Raw genomic sequence first — 19,819 nt, forward strand, 5'->3', positions numbered from 1 at the left:
GCGCATGATGAATCCCACTGACTCGAACTCCCCAACCACCGGCGCCGGCCACGCAGATGCCGGTTCCCCAGACACATCCCAATCCTCCGAAGCGCCGGAACTCGGTCTGGGCGGCTCGGTCTGGTTTCAGTCCGGTCAGCAGATGCTCGGTGGCGCGGCGCGCATCGCGCTGCTCGAAGCGATCCATGCGACCGGTTCGATCACAGGCGCTGCGAAGGCGGTCGGCATGAGCTACAAGGGCGCCTGGGACGCCGTCGACGTCATGAACAATCTCGCGGGCGAAGCGCTGGTGGTACGGGCGACGGGTGGCAAGGGCGGCGGCGGAACGACGCTCACGCCGCGCGCCTTGCGGCTCATCGAAACGTTTCGCGCCATCGAGCGCGAGCACCAGCGCTTTCTCGAGCGCGCGGCGCACGCGCTCGGGGCCGTGTCGCATGAAAGTGACGATGCACAGGCTGGCGGTTTCGCGCGCGATCTAGCCGTGCTCGGGCGCTTCGCCATGCGCACGAGCGCGCGCAATCAGCTTTTTGGCACCGTCTCGGCAATCGTGATGGGCGCGGTGAACGACGAGGTGTCGATCGCGCTGCCCGGCGGCGAAGCGCTCGTCGCCACGATCACGCGAGAGAGCGCCGAAGCCCTCGGGCTTGCCGCAGGCGCGCCCGTGGTGGCGCTCGTGAAGGCGACGTCGGTCGTGCTGGTCGCGAGCGCGGCGGATGCGGCGCGGCTTTCGGCGCGCAACCGGCTGAGCGGGACGATCGAGGTCGTGCGGCGCGGCGCCGTGAACGCCGAAGTGACGCTCGCCCTGCCGGGCGGCACCGTGATCGCTGCGATCGTGACCGACGCGAGCGTGGACGCGCTCGGATTCGCCGCAGGGCAAACGGCGACAGCCGTGTTCAAGGCTTCGAGTGTGCTGCTGGGCGTGGGCGGCTGAGCATCTGAGCAGCGGCCGGCCGGGGTGCGGCCAGCGGGGCGTGATCAGGCGTGGCGCTGAGGGGGCGGCGCGAGGCCGTTGCGGGTTTGCGAGACGGGCGCGACCGGTGCGCGGTTGACGCGATTGGCCTTCCATTTGGCGCGCACGTAGGGCCGATCGTGCCCCGAAACGGTCAGTGCGATGTTCGTGACCCAGCGATGCGTGGGTACATGCACGTTGTGCAATGCGACAGTGAGTGCCACAAGGCTCAGCGCGACGACCGCCGCCGAAATTCGCCGGGCTTGCGTCTGCCACCAGTACCGCGCGAACACGAGCGCGGTGAGCGCCCCGACCACACAGCCCGTGACAGCTTCGGAAGGCGAGTGGGCGTCGAGCACCACGCGCGAGAGCGCGACCGCGAGCCCCACCGCGAGCCCCATGGTCACGCCTGCGGCGCGCACGAAGGACGGTGCGCCTTGCAGCACCAGGAAAAAGGCGACGGGATAGACGGCCGTGGAAAGCATGGCGTGGCCGCTGATGCCCGTGAAGTCCAGTTCTCTTACCCCTACGCCCCAGCCGAGAAACGCGATTTTGGTGAGCGTTACGAGGCCGATTGCCAGGCCGAGCAGCAACACCCAGCTCGCCGCCATGCGCCACGAGTAGCCGACCAGAAGCCACAGCGCGATAGCCAACGCCAGCGGCAGGGTGAGGCCTGCGCCGCCGAGGTTGGTAATCGAGTACCACAGGTGAATGGGTAAATCTGGCATGAGTCCGCGCTGCCGGCTGTCTGAAGAGAATCCAGGGATTGCAGGTGCTGAGTCGCTACCTGATAGCTACTCAACGCGCGAGCCGCCTGGCTGGCCGACACGCGCCTGAGACAAGTTTCCAGTATAGCTGCGTCGCATAAACGAAGGCGTGCCCCGTCGAGCGTACACATGGACGGAATCGAACTGGTCCGATCTGCAGTCGCGTTCAAATGGTGTTATTGTGCGTTGCACAACGACGGATCGCGGCAAAACGCCACGATGTGTCGGACCCTTTTATGAGGCCATAGATGACGAAAAATCTGACGAAGCTATGGGCAGGTGGCATGCGACGTCTGCTCGCCATCCAGACCCGGGCTACCCGCGACGCCCTGAAGGGCGCGGGAATCGATACGCCCAAGCCGCAGGCAATCTGGCGCGCCGCTCAGGCCGCAGCCGATCAGGCGGCGAAGCGCGTTACGCCGGCGCAGGCACGCAGCGGCGCGCCGGTGCGGGAGTCGCGCGTGGGTCCGCGCGCGGCCGCCTGGGCCGCGGGCGAATGGCGCCGAGCGGAGCACCTTGTACCGGCGAACGCCCAGCATGCCGGGCGCTCGCTGGCTTACGGGCTCTATCTGCCCCCGGGGCACAAGACGGCGGGCATGCCGCTCGTCGTGATGCTGCATGGCTGCAAGCAGTCGATCGACTCTTTCGCGGAAGGCACGCGCATGAATCTGCTCGCCGACCGCCATGGGTTCGCGGTGGTGTATCCCGAGCAGTCGGAGCGTGCGCACCCGCACCAATGCTGGCATTGGTACGACTCGCGCGACGCGGCGGGCGGCGGCGAGGCGGCAGCCGTCGTTTCGCTGGTCGACACGCTCGTCGAGGAGCATGGGTTCGATCGCTCGCGCGTCTATCTGGCGGGCTTGTCGGCGGGCGCAGGGCTCGCCATGCTGCTCGCGATCCGTTCGCCCAGCCGCTTCGCAGCCATCGCGCTGCATTCCGGCCCCGCTTTCGGTGAGGCACGCTCCGGTGTGACCGCGCTCGACGTGATGCGGCGCGGCGTGCACCACGATCCTGTGGCGCTCGTCGATACCCAATTGGGCGCACGCATTCATCCGGGCATCCCGGCGATCGTCGTGCAGGGCGACTCCGATGCGGTGGTTGCGCCCGTCAATGCGGAACAGCTCGCGGTGCAACTGTTGCGCTTGAATGGCCTTGCGGATTCGCGAGGCGTGCGTCAGGGCGTCGTGTCGCACGAGACTTTCAAGGACGGTTATCGCGAGCAGGATTACGAACTCGACGGCGCGAGCGTCGTGCGGCTGTGCCGCGTGGCGGACCTCGACCACGCCTGGAGCGGCGGCGACGACACCGTGCCGTTCCATTCCTCGACGGGACCGGACGCAAGCACACTCATCTGGGACTTTTTCGGGGCTCATCGCCGCGAGGCCTTCGACGAAGCCTACGACGACGAATTGACGCAGGACGCAGGTTAAAAGCGCCTGCGGGCAATTTGGGGGTTTACCCTGAATAGGGTTTACCCTATAATGGCTTCATTCGATTCGCGGGCACGTGCCCGTCAAAGAAGGGCCAAATCATGTACCTGCTCAGCCGTCTTTTCCTGTTCCTCTCCGAAACCGCCGAAGCTCGCCGCCAGCAGCGCGAGGAAGCGTATCTCGCGCAGTCCGTCGACATCTACGATCTCGAATTCCGTATGCGCAAGATGGATCGCGAGAAGGCCACGCGCCACCCGTCGTGGATGAACCACTACGGCTAAGCAGGAATGCTGCGCCCCCTCCATAACGACGGGGCAAAACGAGAACGGCGCCCAAGGCGCCGTTTTTGCGTTTAAGCGTGCGTGATCGCCACGCCGTTCAGCGGCCCGAGTCCGGCATTTCGGCGGGCTGCTTTTCCTGCACGCCGTAGCAGCCGCGATAGGTCGCGTAGAACGAGCAATAGAGCATCGTCGTCACGATGATGAGCGCGGGCATCAGGATCGCCACCGTGAAGTCGCCCGCGCCGAGCGCGCGCAGAAGTGCCGACAAGCCGATGGATACGACGGTCGAAACCGCGAACCACAGCGCGCCGTACACCATGAACGCGCCCTTGTTGCGCCAGCAGCTCACGATGCTGAAGAACATGGCCTTCACGGGCGGCACGTCGTGCCATGCCGTGAGCACGGGCGCGAACCAGAACAGCATCGACACCGGCACGTAGCAAAGCAGCGAGGCGAGCACAGCAAGCGGCACGTCGCTGTTGGCGAGCGCTTCCGCGTCGAGGTCGCCGCCGATCGTCATCAGGCGCAATAGCGCGCCGCCGTCCACGAACGCAGACGCGGCCAGCACCAGCAGCATCGCCACCACGTAAATCGCCCCGAGCACCAGTAGCTGTTTCGCCACGTTGCTGCCGTACGAACGAAAGCCGTCGATCAGGATGGTTGGGAACACCGGCTTGCCTGCGATCGTGTCGCGGCACGCCGCCATGAAGCCGACGGCCACGCCGGGCACGAACAGGAGCGGCAGCACGCCGCCGATCACGGGAATGGCGGAAATCAGCGTCATCGCCAGCAAATAGGCGAAAAACAGCGTGAGAAACGCGAGCGGATTGCGGCGGAACAGCCAGATACCCTGGCGGAACCAGACGTAGCCCGTCTTCGCGGGGACTTCAATTAGTTGCATGGGCGATGGGGCAAGGCGTGATGGGAGCCCGCCTCGCTACCGGCGAGGCGCTCGCGCAGGATGCGCTCGAAGTGGCCGGGATCGTGCGGCTTGAGCAGTTCGGCCGAGCGGGGCAGGTGGAAATCATACAGGCGCGAGACCCAGAAGCGGTACGCGCCTGCGCGCAGCATGTCGATCCAGTGACGTGTTTCCTCGGGCGTGAATGGGCGCACGGTCTGGTAGGCGCGCAAGAGCGCGTCGGCGCGCGCCGTGTCGAGTTTGCCCGTGGCGAGGTCGACGCACCAGTCGTTCACGGTCACGGCCACGTCGAAGAGCCACTTGTCGCAGCCGGCGAAATAGAAGTCGAAAAAGCCACCCAGCCGAACTTCGTGGCCCGGCGCCGGGTGTGAGTGCGCGAACATCGCGTTGTCGCGGAACAGGTCGCAATGGCACGGGCCGCCCGGCAGCGCCGCGTAATCGGCCGAGGCGAAGAACGCGCGCTGATGGTCGAGTTCGTTCGTGAGGAGCGTGCGCTGGGCGTCGGCGAGGAACGGCAGCACCGTCGGCACCGTTTCTTCCCACCAAGAAAGGCTGCGCAGGTTCGGCTGGTCGCCACGGTAATCGCGGCCCGCCAGATGCATGCGCGCGAGCATCTGGCCCACTTCCGCGCAGTGCTCCACGCCGGGCGCGAGTTCGGGCTTGCCCTCGAGCTTCGAGACGATGGCCGCGGGCTTGCCGTGCAGCAGGCCGAAGAGCGCGCCGTCCTTGCGCGGCATGGGGTCGGGTACCGGCACGCGGTGCGAGGCGAGATGCCGCATCAAGTCGAGGTAGAACGGCAGTTGTTCGGCCGTCAGCTTTTCGAAGATCGTCAGGACGTATTCGCCGCGCGTCGTCGTCAGGAAGAAGTTGCTGTTTTCAATGCCGGACTGGATGCCGCGAAATTCGACAACATCGCCGAGATCGTAGTCGTGCAGCCATTGGGCAAGCTCTTGGTCGGTGACAGCGGTGAAGACGGCCATGCAAGGAGGTCGGTTGATTGGTAATGGCGGGTCGGCGAACGCTGCGTCGTGCTGCCCGAGGGGCGTGCGAGCGTGTCCGGCTCAGGTGCGATGGCGGCGGCCCGGCTTTATGGGGCGCTGCACATGGCGGAGGGCGTGGGCATGCCCCGTACAGGCATGCGCGCGCTCAGATGGATCAGTAATGCAGGTTGATCGACGGCAGGCGCGTGCTGGCCTGGCCGTTGTTGCGCACTTGCGGCGAGGTGTCGGGGCTCGCGCTCATCGTGTAGCGCGTGCCGAAGTTCGAATGCACGTTGATTTCGACGGGCTTGCCCTTGTCGCGGAACTCGGTGATTTCGGTGCCGTTCCGGCTCACTTCGTGATAGCTGGGCACGCGCGGCACGTCGTTGATGTTGACCTTCGAGGTGACGCGTGCGGCCGGCTGGTTGTTGATCGCGGCCAGGTCGGGCAGGCCCGCGCGCTCGTTCTCGGACTGCGCGGATTGTGCCTCGACGGCGGTCTTTGCGTCGTCGGCCGGCGCGGCCATGGCGACCCCGCTGAAAGCGAGCGTCACCGCGACGGCGGCAAGAAGGTGCGACTTCATGGTCATTCTCCGATGGGATGCTCCAATTCTAGCAAATCCGGGCGCTTCACCCCATGTCGCGCAAGCGCTGCGGCCCGCGCCCGGCGGGCGGTGCGCGGCGCCCGCGGCCCGCGCGTGACGGGTGCTGTAAAAGCCCTGGGCGCGGCGAGGTCCGTCGCCAGAAAGTCGCACCTTCCGTGGTAATGTGGACCCATCAAACGGAGAGGCGAACGAAGATGAACAACGACCACCTGCGGCCCCTCATGACGCCGGCGCACGACTTCCCGGACGAGTTTTTCGAAGACGCCGCCGACGCCGTGGCGCGCCTCTCGAGCATCTACGAAGCGAATACGTCTTTCCTGCGCGACGCGTTTGCGCGCTATCGCCGCGGCGAAGCGTTCGAGCGCCGCGTGCGCGCGTGCTATCCGTTCGTGCGCATCCGCACCAACGTCAATACGCATATCGACTCACGCCGTTCGTATGGTTTCGTGGCCGGCCCCGGTGTGTTCGAGACCACCGTCACGCGGCCCGACCTGTTCGGCAATTACTATCGCGAGCAGTTGCGCCTGCTCGCGAAGAACCATCACGTGGGTATCGAAGTGGGCGTGTCGGATCAACCGATTCCCGTGCACTTCGCGTTCGCCGAAGGCATCCACCTCGAAGGCGATCTCGACCGCGAGCGCCTCTTCGCCATGCGCGACGTGTTCGATGTGCCCGATCTCGCGCAGCTCGATGACCGCATCGTGAACGGCACCTACGAGCCGGAGCCGGGCGAGCCGCATCCGCTTGCGCTCTTCACCGCGCCGCGCGTCGACTTTTCGCTGCATCGGCTCAAGCACTACACGGCCACGTCGCCCACGCACGTGCAGAACTACGTGCTCTACACGAACTACCAGTTCTATATCGACGAGTTCGTGAAGCTCGGCCGCGCGATGATGGCGCATACCGACGACGCCGACCTGCGCAACTACCGCAGTGAATACACGTCGTTCGTCGAGCCTGGCGACGTGGTGACCTACAACGCGAACCTGGGCGAGCAGGACGACGAAGGCACGGCGCCGGCGCGCCTGCCGCAAATGCCGGCCTACCACCTCAAGCGTGCTGACGGCAGCGGCATCACGATGATCAACATCGGCGTGGGACCGTCGAATGCGAAGACGATCACCGATCACATTGCCGTGCTGCGTCCGCATGCGTGGATCATGCTTGGCCACTGCGCTGGCTTGCGCAATACGCAGCGCCTCGGCGACTACGTGCTCGCGCACGGGTATGTGCGTGAGGATCACGTGCTCGACGACGATTTGCCGCTATGGGTGCCGATTCCGGCGCTCGCGGAAGTGCAGCTCGCGCTCGAGCGGGCGGTCGCGGAGGTTACCAGGCTCGATGGCGTGGAACTCAAGCGCGTGATGCGCACGGGGACGGTGGCGAGCGTCGACAACCGCAACTGGGAGCTGCGCGATCATCGCGAGCCGGTGCAGCGCCTTTCGCAGAGCCGCGCGATCGCGCTCGACATGGAAAGCGCGACCATCGCCGCAAACGGATTCCGCTTTCGCGTGCCGTACGGCACTTTGCTGTGCGTTTCCGACAAGCCCTTGCATGGCGAGCTCAAGCTGCCGGGCATGGCCGATTCGTTCTATCGCGCGCAGGTCGATCAGCATTTGCAGATCGGCGTGAAGGCGATGGAGATTCTGCGCACGAACGGTTTGCACAAGCTCCATAGCCGGAAGTTGCGCAGTTTTGCGGAGGTGGCGTTTCAGTAGGAGCGCATTCAACGGCGGCGGCTGGCCACAGGCGCCGCCGCCGGTTTGTCTTGTCGTTCTCGCATCACTTCACTGACCAAACCCCATCAACCCAATCAAACTCCCCGCGCCAAGCAGCCACAGCGGATGAATCTTCGTGCGAAACGCGAGCACGGCGCACACGCCGGTAATCGCCCACGCGATCCACGATGGATCTGAAGCCTTCGCGATCAACACCGCACTCGCGGCCACGAGGCCTGCCGTCACCGGCACGAGCCCTTTTTGCGCGATGCGCCGCCACGGGCGGTCCTTGAAGCGGTCCCACGCATGCAGCGCGGCGATCGTGACAAGCGACGACGGTCCGAACTTCGCAATCGACGTGACCAGCATGCCCGCCCAGCCGGCCACGTGCCAGCCCACCAGTGTCACGACCATCATGTTCGGGCCCGGGGCGGCCTGGGCAAGCGCGAAGAGCGCGCTGAACTCGCTCGCGGGCATCCAGTGGTGCACCTCGACGACCTGACGCTGCATCTCGGGCAGGATCGTGTTGCCGCCACCGAATGCGAGCAGCGAGAGCTGACTGAAGATCGCGGCGAGCGCAACGAGTGTGGCGGTCATCGCGCGCCTCCTTCCTTGCGCGCCGCGCGGGCCGCAAGCGCGATGCCGACTGGCGTGAGCACGAGCATGGTGGGCAAAAGCGGCGTGCGCAGCACGGCAATGGCCACGAAGCCGAGCGCGGCGACGACGGCCGCGGCGGGATCGCGCCGCAGCGGCAGCACGATCTTCAGCGCCATCGAGACGAGCAACCCGGCGGCCGCCGCGGCGAGCCCCACGAACAGATGCCGCACGTGCGGGTCGTTTTGCGTGCGCTCGTAAAGCACGCCGAGCCCGACCACGACGAGCGACGGACCCGCGATCAGGCCGAGGATGCCCGCAAGCGCGCCGCGCCAGCCCTGAAAGCGCATGCCGAGCGCAACCGACAGATTGATGACGTTGCCGCCCGGCAAAAACTGGCAGAGGCCGAGCAGGTCGGTGAACTCGCTGGCGTGGAGCCAGCGGCGCTGCTCGACGATGGTGCGGCGCGCCAACGGCAGTGCACCGCCAAACGATGTGAAGCCAAGACCGAGGAAGCCGAAGAACAGATCGCGCACCGTAGGCGTCTGCAGGCCTTCGTCCGTGCCATGTGCGGCAACGGCGGGCGATGAAATGGGTTGTTTCATGAATGGAAGGGACCTCTGAGGCAAGTTCCGAGATTAAGCCCAATCGCGCGCGCGGCAAAACGATTTCTATGGTGCGTTCTTGTGATCTACACTCACAAGCATGGCACGCTCCCTTCCTCCCTTTCCCGCGCTGCGCGCGTTCGAAGCCGCAGCACGGCACAACAGCTTCTCCGCGGCGGCGGGCGAGCTCCATGTGACTCACGGTGCCATCAGCCGGCAGGTGGCGGCGCTTGAGGCGTGGGTCGGCGTGCAGGTGTTTCACCGGCACGGCAAGCGCGTCGCGCTGACCGAGGACGGGCGGCGCTACCTGGCCGCCGTGCAATCGGCATTCGACGACATCGCGCGCGCAACCAACCAGTTGCGCGACACGGGCGTGGTGCACGTGCTGCGCGTGAACGCGCTGCCCACCTTCGCGATGAAATGGCTGCTGCCGCGGCTCTCGCAGTTTCAGCGTCTCGCGCCGAACGTCGAGTTGCGACTGTCCACCTCGAACGCGCCGGTCGAGACGCTCGAAGGCTTCGATGTGGCCGTGCGGCGCGGACCGGCCCACTGGCCCGACTGCGAGGCCGGCCATTTTCTCGACGAGACGGAACTGCCGGTGTGCAGCCCGGCGCTGCTCAAACGCGCGCCGATTCATCAGGCGAACGATCTTGCGCGCCACGTGCTGCTGCATTCGGACACGCGGCCCGATGCGTGGCGTACCTGGCTTGCGGCCGCCGGGGTGAAAGCCAAATGCCGGAAGAAGCAGTCGTTCGACCACTTCTATCTGGCCTTGCAGGCTGCCGTGGATGGTCTTGGCGTTGCGCTCGGCCCGCTGCCGCTGCTCGACGACGAGCTCGCGTCAGGCCGTCTCGTCACCCCGCTCGCCGGCCCACATCTCGACGCGCGCGGTTACTGGTGGGTGGCGCGCCGCGAGGTGGCGCAAGCGCCGCTCGTGTCGCAGTTTTGCCGCTGGCTGGAGGAGCAGGCGAGCGCGCGGGCGCCGCACGGTGCATCCGGCGTGCCCGCAAGCGCGGAGAAAGCATGAAGGGGTGTTGCGCTGAAGCGCGAGCGCAACGGATACCTACGAAAACATCAACCGCAGGCCATCCGCACGCCGCGCCGCAAGCGAAGCATCAGAGATAGAACATCCGGTCTTCGTCGGAGTCGCGGTCGCGGCGCGTCGGGTGTTCCTTGCCGGCGTCTTCGGCGGTGTCCGCATCTTCGTAGAACTTGAGAACGGCTTCGAGCACCTGGTCCGGGTCGTCGATCACCTGCATCAAGTCCATGTCTTCGGGATTGATGAGGCCCATCGGCACGAGCGCCGAGCGGAACCAGTCGAGCAGGCCCTTCCAGAATTCGGCGCCCACCAGAATGATGGGCACATGACGCGACTTTTTCGTCTGGATGAGCGTGAGCACCTCGGCCAGTTCGTCGAGCGTGCCGAAGCCGCCGGGCATGACGATCACGGCGTCCGAGTTCTTCACGAACGTGACCTTGCGTGTGAAGAAATGGCGGAAGCGCAGCGAAATGTCCTGCCACTGGTTGCCCGACTGCTCGTGCGGCAACTCGATGTTCAGGCCCACCGAAGGCGACTTGCCCGCATGCGCGCCCTGGTTCGCGGCTTCCATGATGCCGGGGCCGCCGCCCGAGATCACGGCGAAGCCCGCGTCCGAGACTTTTCGCGCGATCGTGCTGGCGAGCTGGTAGTACTTCGACTCCGGTTTCAGGCGGGCGGAACCGTAGATGCTGACCGCTGGCCGGATCTCGGACAGGTACTCGGTCGCCTCAATAAACTCTGCCATAATCGTGAACATCTGCCACGATGCGCGCGCCTTCTTGGCCGTCGCGCGCTCTTGATCTGCGAGTGAACGCAGACTCGGAATCACTTTTCTCTTGTCCATAATGCCTGAAGAACTACGCGTGGAAACGAAGCTACAAAATGAGCTGGAAGGGAAGACCCTGTTGCTGGTCGACGGTTCTAGCTATCTCTATCGGGCCTTCCATGCAATGCCGGATCTGCGCGGTCCCGACGGCGAACCGACGGGCGCGCTATACGGCATCATCAACATGCTGCGTCGCATGCGCAAGGACGTTACGGCAGAGTATAGCGCGTGCGTGTTCGATGCAAAGGGCAAGACGTTCCGCGACGACTGGTACCCCGAGTACAAGGCCAACCGGCCTTCCATGCCTGAGCCGCTCGCAGCACAAATCGAGCCCATTCACACGGCGGTGCGCGCGCTCGGCTGGCCGCTGCTGATGATCGAAGGCGTCGAGGCCGACGACGTGATCGGCACGCTCGCTCACCAGGCGGAAAAGCTCGGCATGAAGGTCGTCGTTTCCACGGGCGACAAGGACCTCGCGCAACTCGTCACGGACCACGTCACGCTCATCAACACGATGACGAACGAAACGCTCGATCGCGAAGGCGTGATCGCGAAGTTCGGCGTGCCGCCTGAGCGCATCATCGATTATCTCTCGCTCATTGGCGACACCGTCGACAATGTGCCGGGCGTGAACAAATGCGGCCCGAAAACCGCGGTGAAGTGGCTCACGCAATACGATTCGCTCGATGGCGTGATCGCGCATGTGGACGAAATCAAGGGTGCCGTGGGCGGCTATCTGCGCGACGCGCTCGACTTCCTGCCGATGGCGCGAAAGCTCGTCACGGTGGAAACGGCTTGCGATCTCACGCCGCATCTCGAGTCGATCGAAGCGTCGCTCGCCACGCGCCCCGAAGCGCGCGAAGAACTGCGCGATATCTTCGCGCGCCACGGTTTCAAGACCTGGCTGCGCGAAGTGACCGAAGCGAGTCAGCAGAGCGAGACGGTGCCCGCTGCGACCCAAGGCGACGCGCCGGAGAAAGACGCGATGGTGCAGCCCGCGCTCTTCGTCGATGCGCCGCGCCATTACGAAACGATCCAGACGTGGCCGCAGTTCGATACGTGGCTCAAGAAAATCGAGGCCGCCGAACTCACTGCGTTCGATACCGAGACCACGGCGCTCGATCCGATGGTCGCGAAGCTTGTTGGCATGTCGTTCTCGACGCAGCCGGGCGTGGCCGCGTATTTGCCGCTCGCGCATCGCGGCCCGGACGCACCCGATCAACTGCCGATGGATGAAGTGCTCGCGCGCCTGAAGCCGTGGCTCGAAAGCGAGAAGCACAAGAAAGTCGGCCAGCACATGAAGTATGACGAGCAGGTGCTTGCGAACTACGGTATCGAACTGAACGGCGTGGAGCATGACACGCTGCTCGAATCGTATGTGCTCGAATCGCATCGCAGTCACGACATGGACAGCCTCGCGCTGCGCCATCTCGGCATCAAGACGATCAAGTACGAAGAAGTGGCGGGCAAGGGCGCGCAGCAGATCGGCTTCGACGAAGTCTCGCTCGAAAAGGCTGCCGAATACGCTGCCGAAGACGCCGACGTCACGCTGCAATTGCACCGCGCGCTCTATCCGCAGATCGCGCCGGAGAAGGGCCTCGACTACGTCTATCGCAACATCGAATTGCCCACGTCGCGCGTGCTGCGCAAGGTGGAGCGCAACGGTGTGCTCATCGATACCGAACGGCTCGACAAGCAGAGCGCGGAAATCGCTGTGCGGCTCATCACGCTCGAACAGGAAGCGTACGCGCTCGCGGGCGGCGAATTCAATCTGGGGTCGCCCAAGCAGATCGGCCAGATCTTCTTCGAGAAGCTGCAATTGCCGGTCGTGAAGAAGACGCCAAGCGGCGCGCCTTCCACCGACGAAGAAGTGCTGCAAAAACTCGCCGAAGACTACCCGCTGCCCAAGATCCTGCTCGAGCATCGCGGGCTTGCCAAGCTCAAGTCCACGTACACCGACAAGCTGCCGCGCATGGTCAATGCGCAAACGGGCCGCGTGCACACGAACTACGCGCAGGCTGTGGCGGTCACGGGCCGTCTTGCGTCGAACGATCCGAATCTGCAGAACATCCCTGTGCGAACGGGCGAGGGGCGCCGCATTCGCGAAGCGTTCATCGCGCCGCCGGGTCACAAGATCGTTTCCGCCGACTACTCGCAGATCGAACTGCGCATCATGGCGCATATCTCGGGCGACGAATCGCTGCTCGCGGCGTTCGCACGCGGCGACGACATTCACCGCGCCACGGCTGCCGAGGTGTTTAGCGTCACGCCGCTCGAAGTGAGCTCGGACCAGCGGCGCATCGCGAAGGTCATCAATTTCGGCCTGATCTACGGCATGAGCGCGTTCGGGCTCGCATCGAATCTCGGCATTACGCGCGACGCAGCGAAGCTCTATATCGACCGCTATTTCGCGCGCTATCCGGGCGTTGCGCGCTATATGGACGAAACGCGCATGGATGCGAAATCGCGCGGCTACGTGGAGACGGTGTTCGGCCGCCGTCTGTGGCTGCCCGAGATCAACGGCGGCAACGGCCCGCGCCGCCAGGCCGCCGAACGCGCCGCCATCAACGCGCCCATGCAGGGCACGGCCGCCGACCTCATCAAGCTTTCGATGATCGCGGTGCAGAAGTGGCTCGACGAACGCAAGATCGGCACGAAGATGATCATGCAGGTGCACGATGAACTCGTGCTCGAAGTGCCGGGCGACGAACTCGCCGAGGTGCGCAAGCGCCTGCCCGAACTGATGTGCTCGGTCGCGCAGCTCAAGGTGCCGCTCGTGGCCGAAGTGGGCGTGGGCGAAAACTGGGAAGAGGCACACTGAAGGCGCGTTGACGTGCTTAGTGAAGCTCTACTAAGTACGTACTGAATGCGCTCTACCGCAACAAGGACCTAACTGCGCGCGCGCGATAAGGCAAGCGTCGCGTGCGTGATGTCGCGAATGCGCGCCGCAAGGGTTGCCGCCGCGCGCTCCGTCCACCGACAATGATTTGATTGAAGGCCGGTGCCTCGCGCATGATGTTGCCGATGCATCGGCCTTTCTATCGCCTTTCGACATGCACGGAGAGTCTATGCATCGCTTTATCGTTGTGGGAGGAGGCGCAGGCGGGCTGGAGCTGGCAACACGGCTCGGCGATCGTTACGGCGAAGCGCGCGCGAAGCGGGGCAAGCCGCAAGCGGCATCGGTCACGCTGGTCGACCGCAATCCAACGCATATCTGGAAACCGCTCCTGCACGAAGTCGCGGCGGGCAGCATGGATCCGTTCACGCATCAGCTCGAATATCCGGCGCAGGCGCGCTGGCATGGCTTCGAGTTTCAGCAGGGCGAACTGACTGCGCTCGACCGCGCGGCGAAGCGCATCACACTCGGGCGCGTGCTCGACGAAGACGGCGCGGAAATGCTGCCCGAGCGCGTGCTCGAATACGACACGCTGGTGCTCGCAATCGGTAGCACGACGCACTTTTTCGGCGTGCCGGGCGCGGCCGAGAATTCCATCGCGCTCGACACCGTCGAGCAAGCCGAGCGCTTTCGCAAGCGTCTGATCGCCGCGTGCATGCGCGCCGAACATCTGGCGCCGGAAAAAATCGCGGCGGAGGTGGCGGCGGACGATCTCTCGCCGGCCATGAACGGGGGCGCCGAGCCGCGCGTGCAAGTGGCGATCATCGGTGCAGGCGCGACGGGCGTCGAGCTTTCCGCCGAGTTGCGCAACACCGCGCAGGTGCTTTCGGCCTATGGGCTGCACAAGCTCGATCCGCGGCACGACGTGGGCATCGTGCTGATCGAGGCGGGCACGCGCATCCTGCCTGCGTTGCCCGAGCGCGTTTCTTCGGCCACGGCTGAACTGCTGAACAAGCTCGGTGTGAGGCTGCTGACTGGAGAGCGCGTGACCGAGGTTGCGCCGGGCGTCGTGCGCACCGCGAGCGGCAAGAATCTGCGCGCGGACCTCACGGTCTGGGCTGCGGGCATTACCGCGCCGGCTGTGCTCTCGCGGCTCGATGGCCTGACCGTCAACAAGCTCGGTCAGCTGATCGTGCGCCGTACGCTGCAAACGGAACTCGACGACAACATCTTCGCGCTCGGCGACTGCGCGGCCTGCGAATGGCCGGGCCACGAGCGCGGGGTGCCGCCGCGCGCGCAGGCCGCGCACCAGCAGGCCACCTTCCTGTTCAAGTCGCTTGGCAATCTGCTCGCCGGCAAGCCGCTGGAGGAGTTCACCTATCGCGACTTCGGCTCGCTGGTGTCGCTCGGCCACTTCAGCGCGGTCGGCAATCTGATGGGCGGGCTGATCGGCGGGAATATGTTGATCGAAGGATTGTTTGCCCGTTTCATGTACATGTCGCTGTATCGGCTGCACATCGCGGCGCTGCACGGCTACGCGCGCATGGTGCTCGATACCTTCGCGCACTGGCTGCGCCGCACGACGCTGCCGCGCGTGAAGCTGCACTGAGCGGCCGCACTGAGCAGCGCTTGCGTCCAGGGGCGCAGCGCTATTTTGCTTGTTTCCGCTGTTTGACCTCCAAGGAGCGCTGCATGCTGAAACCCGAAGTCGATAGCCTCGTCCCGCACGTGCCGTTCAACCGCCGCACCTTCATCAAGGCGGCGCTCGGCAGCGGATTCGCCGCTGCCGTGCTGCCCGTCTCCGCACAAACCATCCACACCGACAGCGAAGGTCTCGAAGCCGGCGAGATCGGCTTCCAGTCGAGTGGGACACTGATCCCGGCGTATCGCGCGCAGCCGCGAGGGAAGACGCATCTGCCGGTCATCATCGTGATACACGAGATCTTCGGTGTGCACGAGCATATCGCCGATGTGTGCCGCCGCTTTGCGAAGCTCGGGTATCTGGCCATCGCGCCAGACTTCTTCGTGCGCCAGGGCGATGCCTCGGTGTACCCAACGATTCAGCAGATCAGCGAGAACATTGCGAGCAAGGTGCCCGACGCCCAGGTGATGGGCGACATCGACGCCGCCGTTGCCTGGGCGGGCGAACATGGCGGCGACACGACGCGCGTGGGCGTGAACGGTTTTTGCTGGGGCGGGCGCTATGCGTGGCTCTATGCGGAGCACAACCCGCACATCAAGGCAGCGGTGGTGTGGTATGGGCGCGTGGCTGGCCCGCACACGGCGAACGCGCCGAGCAATCCGCTCGATCTCGCAAACACCCTGCAGGTGCCGGTGCTCGCCATGTACGGCTTGCAGGACGAGAGCATCCCGCAGGACACGCTCGAGCAGATGAAGGCCGCCATCGCGCAAGGTCCGCAGGGCGGCCGCAGTTCGCAAATCGTCGTGTACAACGACGCGGGGCACGCGTTCTTCGCGGACTACCGCCCGAGCTATCGCAAGGCCGATGCGCAAGACGGCTGGAAGCGCGCGATCGCCTGGTTCAAGGAGCACGGCGAGATCTGACGCCGTGCCTGGTTTCCGGCTCCCGGCTCAGGGATTGGGGCCCGTGGCGACCGGCCGCGACGGGTCGGCACTCCATTCGCTCCACGATCCGGGGTAGAGCGCTGCGCCGTGCAGGCCGGCAATCTCCATCGCGAGCGCGTTGTGGCACGCGGTCACGCCCGAGCCGCATTGCAGGACCACGTGTTCGGGCGTGATGCCCGGCAGCACGGCGGTGAAATCTTCGCGCAGCGCATGCGCCGATTTGAACCGGCCGTCCGCCGTGAGATTGTCCTGATAGAACCGATTGCGCGCGCCAGGAATATGGCCGCCCACCGGGTCGATCGTTTCGTTCTCGCCGCGATAGCGGTCGGCGGCGCGCGCGTCGACGACCGTCAGTTCGCGCGTGGCGAGATTGCGTACGATGGCCTGCGCGTCCACCGTCACCTGGAGCGGTGCGCCGGCCTTGAAGGTGCCGCGTGCGGGCGCCGGCACGTCGCGCACGAGCGGGAAGCCGGCTGCCTCCCACGCCTTGAGGCCGCCGTCGAGCACGGCCACCGAGTCGTGACCGAGCCAGCGCAAGAGCCACCACAGGCGCGCAGCGTAGGCGCCGCCTTGTGCGTCGTAGGCGACGACCTGCTGGCCTTCGTTGAGCCCGCGCAGCGAGAGCGTGGCGACGAGCGCCGAGCGGTCGGGCAGCGGGTGCCGGCCGTTCTTGCCGGTCTTCGGGCCCGAGAGGTCGCGGTCCAGATGCAGATATTGCGCGCCGGGCAGATGGCCGAGCGCATAAGCGTTTTCACCGGCGGCGGGATCGGCGAGATCGAAGCGGCAGTCGAAAACCAGCACGCTGCCCGGCGCGGCGGTCAGGCGTTCGTGCAGATTGGCGGCCGAGATCAGCGTGGTGTAGTGCGTGTGGGGCATGACGGCTCCTTGAATCGTGCAAGGCCGCCATCTCTAGCTCTGTGACGGCCCGATGCCGTCAGTCTAAACAAAAAGACGGGCCTAAGCCCGTCTTTCCGTGATGCGTTCGAGTGACCCCAGGCTTATGCCTGCTGGGCGTCAGATCGGTCCCAGCTCGCGGCGCAGGAACTCGTGGAAGTGCTGCATGCCGTCTTCCATCGGGCTCTGGTAGGGGCCGACTTCCGAAACGCCGCGCTCGAAGAGCGCACGGCGGCCGGCGTCCATGCGCTCGGCAATTTCGTCGTCTTCGACGGCCGTTTCCATGTAGGCGGCGCGCTCGGCCTCGACGAACTCGCGCTCGAACAGCGTGATTTCCTCGGGGTAATAGAACTCGACGATGTTGGTCGTCTTCTGCGTGCCCTGCGGGATGAGCCACGAAACGACGAGCACGTGCGGATACCACTCGATCATGAGATTCGGGTAGTACACCATCCAGATCGCACCGAATTCGGGCGGCACGCCATTGCGAAAGCGCAGAACCTCGTCGTGCCACTTGCGGTACGTCGGGCTGCCCGGCTTGCCGAGGTGATTGTGCACGCCGACTGTCTGCACGCTATACCACTCGCCGAACTCCCACTGGAGGTCGTCGCACGACACGAAGTTGCCGAGACCCGGGTGGAACGGCACGACGTGATAGTCTTCCAGATAGACCTCGATGAAGGTCTTCCAGTTGTAGTTGCACTCGTGGACCTCGACGTGATCGAACATGTAGTCCGCAAAGTCGAGGTGTTTGGCCGGCCCAAGGCGTGCGAGATCGCGCGCGACGTCGCGGCCGGCGGATTCGAAGAGCAGCCCGTTCCACTTCTGCAGCGGCGAGCTGTTCAGATTCAGACACGGCTTGTCCGCGAAGTGCGGTGCGCCTAGCAGTTCGCCTTTGAGGTCATAGGTCCAGCGATGCAGCGGACATACGATGTTGTCTGCCGTGCCGCGACCGTTTAGCATGATGGCCTGGCGGTGCCGGCACACGTTCGAGAGCAGTTCGATCTGGTTGCTCTTGTTGCGAACGAGCACGCGGCCTTCTTTTTCGCCAGGCAGCGCAAAATAGTTTCCCGCCTCGGGCACCATGAGTTCGTGCCCGACGTAGCGAGGACCCTTCTGGAAAAGCGTGTCGATTTCGCGCTTGAGTAGCGCTTCGTCAAAATAAGCGGTGACTGGCAGCTGGCTGTGGATAGACTTCAGCTGCAATGCATTGCTCAGATTGGACATTCCCACTCCCGATGAAGACGTGAAAGCAGTGAACAACCCAACCATCGAAGATTCGATTTAGGGAGCCGGCGATTATACCCGGTTGCCCCGTCCTGGGGTAGCTAAGTGACTGATTTTTGCCAAAATTACACCGGAAAGACGGCAGGAAATCAGGAAATATGAGACAAATGCACGGGTAATCGGGTCTTCCGGAAACGATTTGTACTGGCCCCGGGCGTGTGGTCGAGAGGGTGCACGAGCCGGGGAGCGGGTCGAAATGGACCTTTTGCCGTAGAATGTCCGCCTTGTTTCATTCTGGCGACGACTCATGGCGAAATCCGCAACGAAAGACCGCGCTGGCGCGGGCGAAAGCGCAGCCGGACTGGCCGAGGGCGAAGCCCTGCCCGAGAGCTACGAGGCGGCGCTTGCGGAGCTCGACGGGCTCGTTGCACGCATGGAAGGCGGCAGCCTGAGCCTGGAAGAATCGCTTGCGGCGTACCGCCGCGGCGCGGCGCTCGTGCGCTTTTGCCAGCAGCAGCTCGAAAAGGTTGAACAACAGGTGCGCGTGCTCGACGGCGAGACGTTGCGGCCCGTGCCCCTCAATACGACAGACTCCGCAGCGGGCGGAGACGACGATCTATGACATTTGACCAATGGACCCGGCAGGTACTCGACCGGGTCGAAAGCGCGCTCGATCACTATTTGCCGGCTGCCGACGTGCTGCCGGCGCCGCTGCATGACGCCATGCGTTATGCCGTCATGGGCGGCGGCAAGCGGGTGCGTCCGCTCCTGTGCCACGCGGCGGGCGAACTCACGAACGCCACGCCCGAAGCGCTCGACGCGGCGGCCTGCGCGCTCGAAATGATCCACGTCTACTCGCTCGTGCACGACGACATGCCGTGCATGGACGACGACGACATGCGTCGCGGCAAACCCACGGTACACGTCAAATATGACGAACCGACGGCGCTGCTGGTGGGCGATGCGCTGCAGTCGCAGGCCTTCGTCACGCTGACATCGGACGTGCTCGGTGCTCAGCGCCAGGCCTCGCTCGTGCGCGAGCTCGCGTTGGCTAGCGGCTCGATCGGCATGGCCGGCGGCCAGGCCATCGACCTCGCGAGCGTGGGCCATTCGCTCACCCGCGAGCAGCTCGAAACGATGCACCGCCTGAAGACCGGCGCGCTCTTGCGCGCCGCGGTCCGCATGGGCGCGCTGGCGGGCGAGACGCCTTCGGCGCAAGACCTTGACGCGCTCGACAGGTACGCAGCAGCAGTGGGCCTCGCATTCCAGGTGGTGGACGACATTCTCGACGTCACCGCCGACTCAGCAACGCTCGGCAAGACCGCGGGCAAGGACGCAAAGGACGGCAAGCCGACCTACGTGTCGATTATCGGTCTTGATGCTTCGCGTGCACTCGCGCAGCAGTTGCGCGCCGACGCGCACGCGGCGCTCGAACCGTTCGGCGCGCGCGCTCAGCGCCTCGCCGAACTCGCTGACCTGGTGGTGAACCGGGTGAGCTGACCGCGCAACCCGCCCACGCGCATGAAAGGGAAGTAATGCGCAGAAAAAGTGCGGGAGCGCCAGT

At 65.1% G+C, this 19,819-nt stretch carries 19 protein-coding genes; 10 read left to right on the top strand and 9 right to left on the bottom strand.

What is annotated here, in order from left to right; all coding sequences use genetic code 11:
• Positions 1–4 precede the first annotated feature (4 nt).
• On the top strand, positions 5–931 hold the full coding sequence (locus JMY28_RS12070; RefSeq protein WP_236596814.1) for a TOBE domain-containing protein: 927 nt from the start codon (positions 5–7) through the stop codon (positions 929–931).
• Positions 932–975: 44 nt separating this feature from the next.
• Here the strand turns inward: JMY28_RS12070 and JMY28_RS12075 are convergent, their stop codons facing one another.
• Positions 976–1,677, bottom strand: coding sequence for a phosphatase PAP2 family protein (locus tag JMY28_RS12075; RefSeq protein ID WP_201696160.1), 702 nt, complete (start codon positions 1,675–1,677; stop codon positions 976–978).
• A gap of 287 nt (positions 1,678–1,964) precedes the next feature.
• Here JMY28_RS12075 and JMY28_RS12080 point away from each other — a divergent pair, with 287 nt between their 5' ends.
• A complete protein-coding gene (locus JMY28_RS12080; RefSeq protein ID WP_201696161.1) occupies positions 1,965–3,146 on the top strand; it encodes an extracellular catalytic domain type 1 short-chain-length polyhydroxyalkanoate depolymerase in 1,182 nt (393 codons plus the stop codon).
• A 101-nt stretch (positions 3,147–3,247) separates the two neighbouring features.
• Positions 3,248–3,427, top strand: coding sequence for a DUF3563 family protein (locus JMY28_RS12085; RefSeq protein WP_042269847.1), 180 nt, complete (start codon positions 3,248–3,250; stop codon positions 3,425–3,427).
• Positions 3,428–3,524: 97 nt separating this feature from the next.
• Here JMY28_RS12085 and JMY28_RS12090 read toward each other — a convergent pair whose 3' ends face one another.
• The 3 genes from JMY28_RS12090 to JMY28_RS12100 form a co-directional block, all read right to left on the bottom strand.
• Positions 3,525–4,328 carry a BPSS1780 family membrane protein gene (locus tag JMY28_RS12090; protein ID WP_201696162.1) on the bottom strand — a complete coding sequence of 268 codons (804 nt, stop codon included), beginning with the start codon at positions 4,326–4,328 and terminating at the stop codon, positions 3,525–3,527.
• Positions 4,319–5,326 (bottom strand): homoserine kinase, encoded by a 1,008-nt coding sequence (locus JMY28_RS12095; RefSeq protein ID WP_201696163.1) that lies wholly within the window; start codon positions 5,324–5,326, stop codon positions 4,319–4,321. Before JMY28_RS12095 ends, JMY28_RS12090 begins: the two co-directional genes overlap by 10 nt.
• A gap of 175 nt (positions 5,327–5,501) precedes the next feature.
• On the bottom strand, positions 5,502–5,909 hold the full coding sequence (locus JMY28_RS12100) for a hypothetical protein (protein ID WP_201696164.1): 408 nt from the start codon (positions 5,907–5,909) through the stop codon (positions 5,502–5,504).
• A 215-nt stretch (positions 5,910–6,124) separates the two neighbouring features.
• Between JMY28_RS12100 and JMY28_RS12105 the strand changes: the two genes are divergently transcribed.
• Positions 6,125–7,648 (top strand): AMP nucleosidase, encoded by a 1,524-nt coding sequence (locus JMY28_RS12105; protein ID WP_201696165.1) that lies wholly within the window; start codon positions 6,125–6,127, stop codon positions 7,646–7,648.
• Positions 7,649–7,717: 69 nt separating this feature from the next.
• On the opposite strand, the gene JMY28_RS12110 is transcribed toward JMY28_RS12105, so the two are convergent.
• Positions 7,718–8,245, bottom strand: coding sequence for a chromate transporter (locus JMY28_RS12110; protein WP_201696166.1), 528 nt, complete (start codon positions 8,243–8,245; stop codon positions 7,718–7,720).
• Positions 8,242–8,847 (bottom strand): chromate transporter, encoded by a 606-nt coding sequence (locus JMY28_RS12115; RefSeq protein ID WP_201696167.1) that lies wholly within the window; start codon positions 8,845–8,847, stop codon positions 8,242–8,244. Before JMY28_RS12115 ends, JMY28_RS12110 begins: the two co-directional genes overlap by 4 nt.
• Before the next feature lie 100 nt (positions 8,848–8,947).
• On the opposite strand from JMY28_RS12115, the gene JMY28_RS12120 reads away from it, so the two are divergent.
• Positions 8,948–9,874, top strand: coding sequence for a transcriptional regulator GcvA (locus JMY28_RS12120; protein ID WP_201696168.1), 927 nt, complete (start codon positions 8,948–8,950; stop codon positions 9,872–9,874).
• An 88-nt stretch (positions 9,875–9,962) separates the two neighbouring features.
• On the opposite strand, the gene JMY28_RS12125 is transcribed toward JMY28_RS12120, so the two are convergent.
• Positions 9,963–10,730 carry an LOG family protein gene (locus JMY28_RS12125; RefSeq protein WP_201696169.1) on the bottom strand — a complete coding sequence of 256 codons (768 nt, stop codon included), beginning with the start codon at positions 10,728–10,730 and terminating at the stop codon, positions 9,963–9,965.
• 1 nt (position 10,731) lies between these two features.
• Between JMY28_RS12125 and polA the strand changes: the two genes are divergently transcribed.
• The 3 genes from polA (at position 10,732) to JMY28_RS12140 (ending at position 16,113) form a co-directional block, all read left to right on the top strand.
• Positions 10,732–13,533, top strand: coding sequence for a DNA polymerase I (gene polA / locus JMY28_RS12130; protein WP_201696360.1), 2,802 nt, complete (start codon positions 10,732–10,734; stop codon positions 13,531–13,533).
• A 247-nt stretch (positions 13,534–13,780) separates the two neighbouring features.
• Positions 13,781–15,157, top strand: a complete 1,377-nt coding sequence (locus tag JMY28_RS12135) for an NAD(P)/FAD-dependent oxidoreductase (protein WP_201696170.1) — start codon at positions 13,781–13,783, stop codon at positions 15,155–15,157.
• An 83-nt stretch (positions 15,158–15,240) separates the two neighbouring features.
• The gene (locus tag JMY28_RS12140) at positions 15,241–16,113 is read left to right on the top strand and encodes a dienelactone hydrolase family protein (protein WP_201696171.1); all 873 of its coding nucleotides are present in this window, start codon (positions 15,241–15,243) and stop codon (positions 16,111–16,113) included.
• Between the two features lie 27 nt (positions 16,114–16,140).
• Here JMY28_RS12140 and JMY28_RS12145 read toward each other — a convergent pair whose 3' ends face one another.
• Both JMY28_RS12145 and JMY28_RS12150 read right to left on the bottom strand, forming a co-directional pair.
• Positions 16,141–17,010 (bottom strand): sulfurtransferase, encoded by an 870-nt coding sequence (locus JMY28_RS12145; RefSeq protein ID WP_201696172.1) that lies wholly within the window; start codon positions 17,008–17,010, stop codon positions 16,141–16,143.
• Between the two features lie 138 nt (positions 17,011–17,148).
• Positions 17,149–18,255, bottom strand: coding sequence for an aromatic ring-hydroxylating oxygenase subunit alpha (locus JMY28_RS12150; RefSeq protein WP_201696173.1), 1,107 nt, complete (start codon positions 18,253–18,255; stop codon positions 17,149–17,151).
• Positions 18,256–18,562: 307 nt separating this feature from the next.
• Here JMY28_RS12150 and JMY28_RS12155 point away from each other — a divergent pair, with 307 nt between their 5' ends.
• Both JMY28_RS12155 and JMY28_RS12160 read left to right on the top strand, forming a co-directional pair.
• A complete protein-coding gene (locus JMY28_RS12155; RefSeq protein WP_028202970.1) occupies positions 18,563–18,877 on the top strand; it encodes an exodeoxyribonuclease VII small subunit in 315 nt (104 codons plus the stop codon).
• Entirely contained in the window at positions 18,874–19,755 is an 882-nt protein-coding gene (locus JMY28_RS12160; RefSeq protein WP_201696174.1) for a polyprenyl synthetase family protein, read from the top strand. Before JMY28_RS12155 ends, JMY28_RS12160 begins: the two co-directional genes overlap by 4 nt.
• Positions 19,756–19,819 lie beyond the last annotated feature (64 nt).

Origin of the sequence: Paraburkholderia hiiakae (genome assembly GCF_904848665.1) — a bacterium.
Lineage (GTDB): Bacteria > Pseudomonadota > Gammaproteobacteria > Burkholderiales > Burkholderiaceae > Paraburkholderia > Paraburkholderia hiiakae.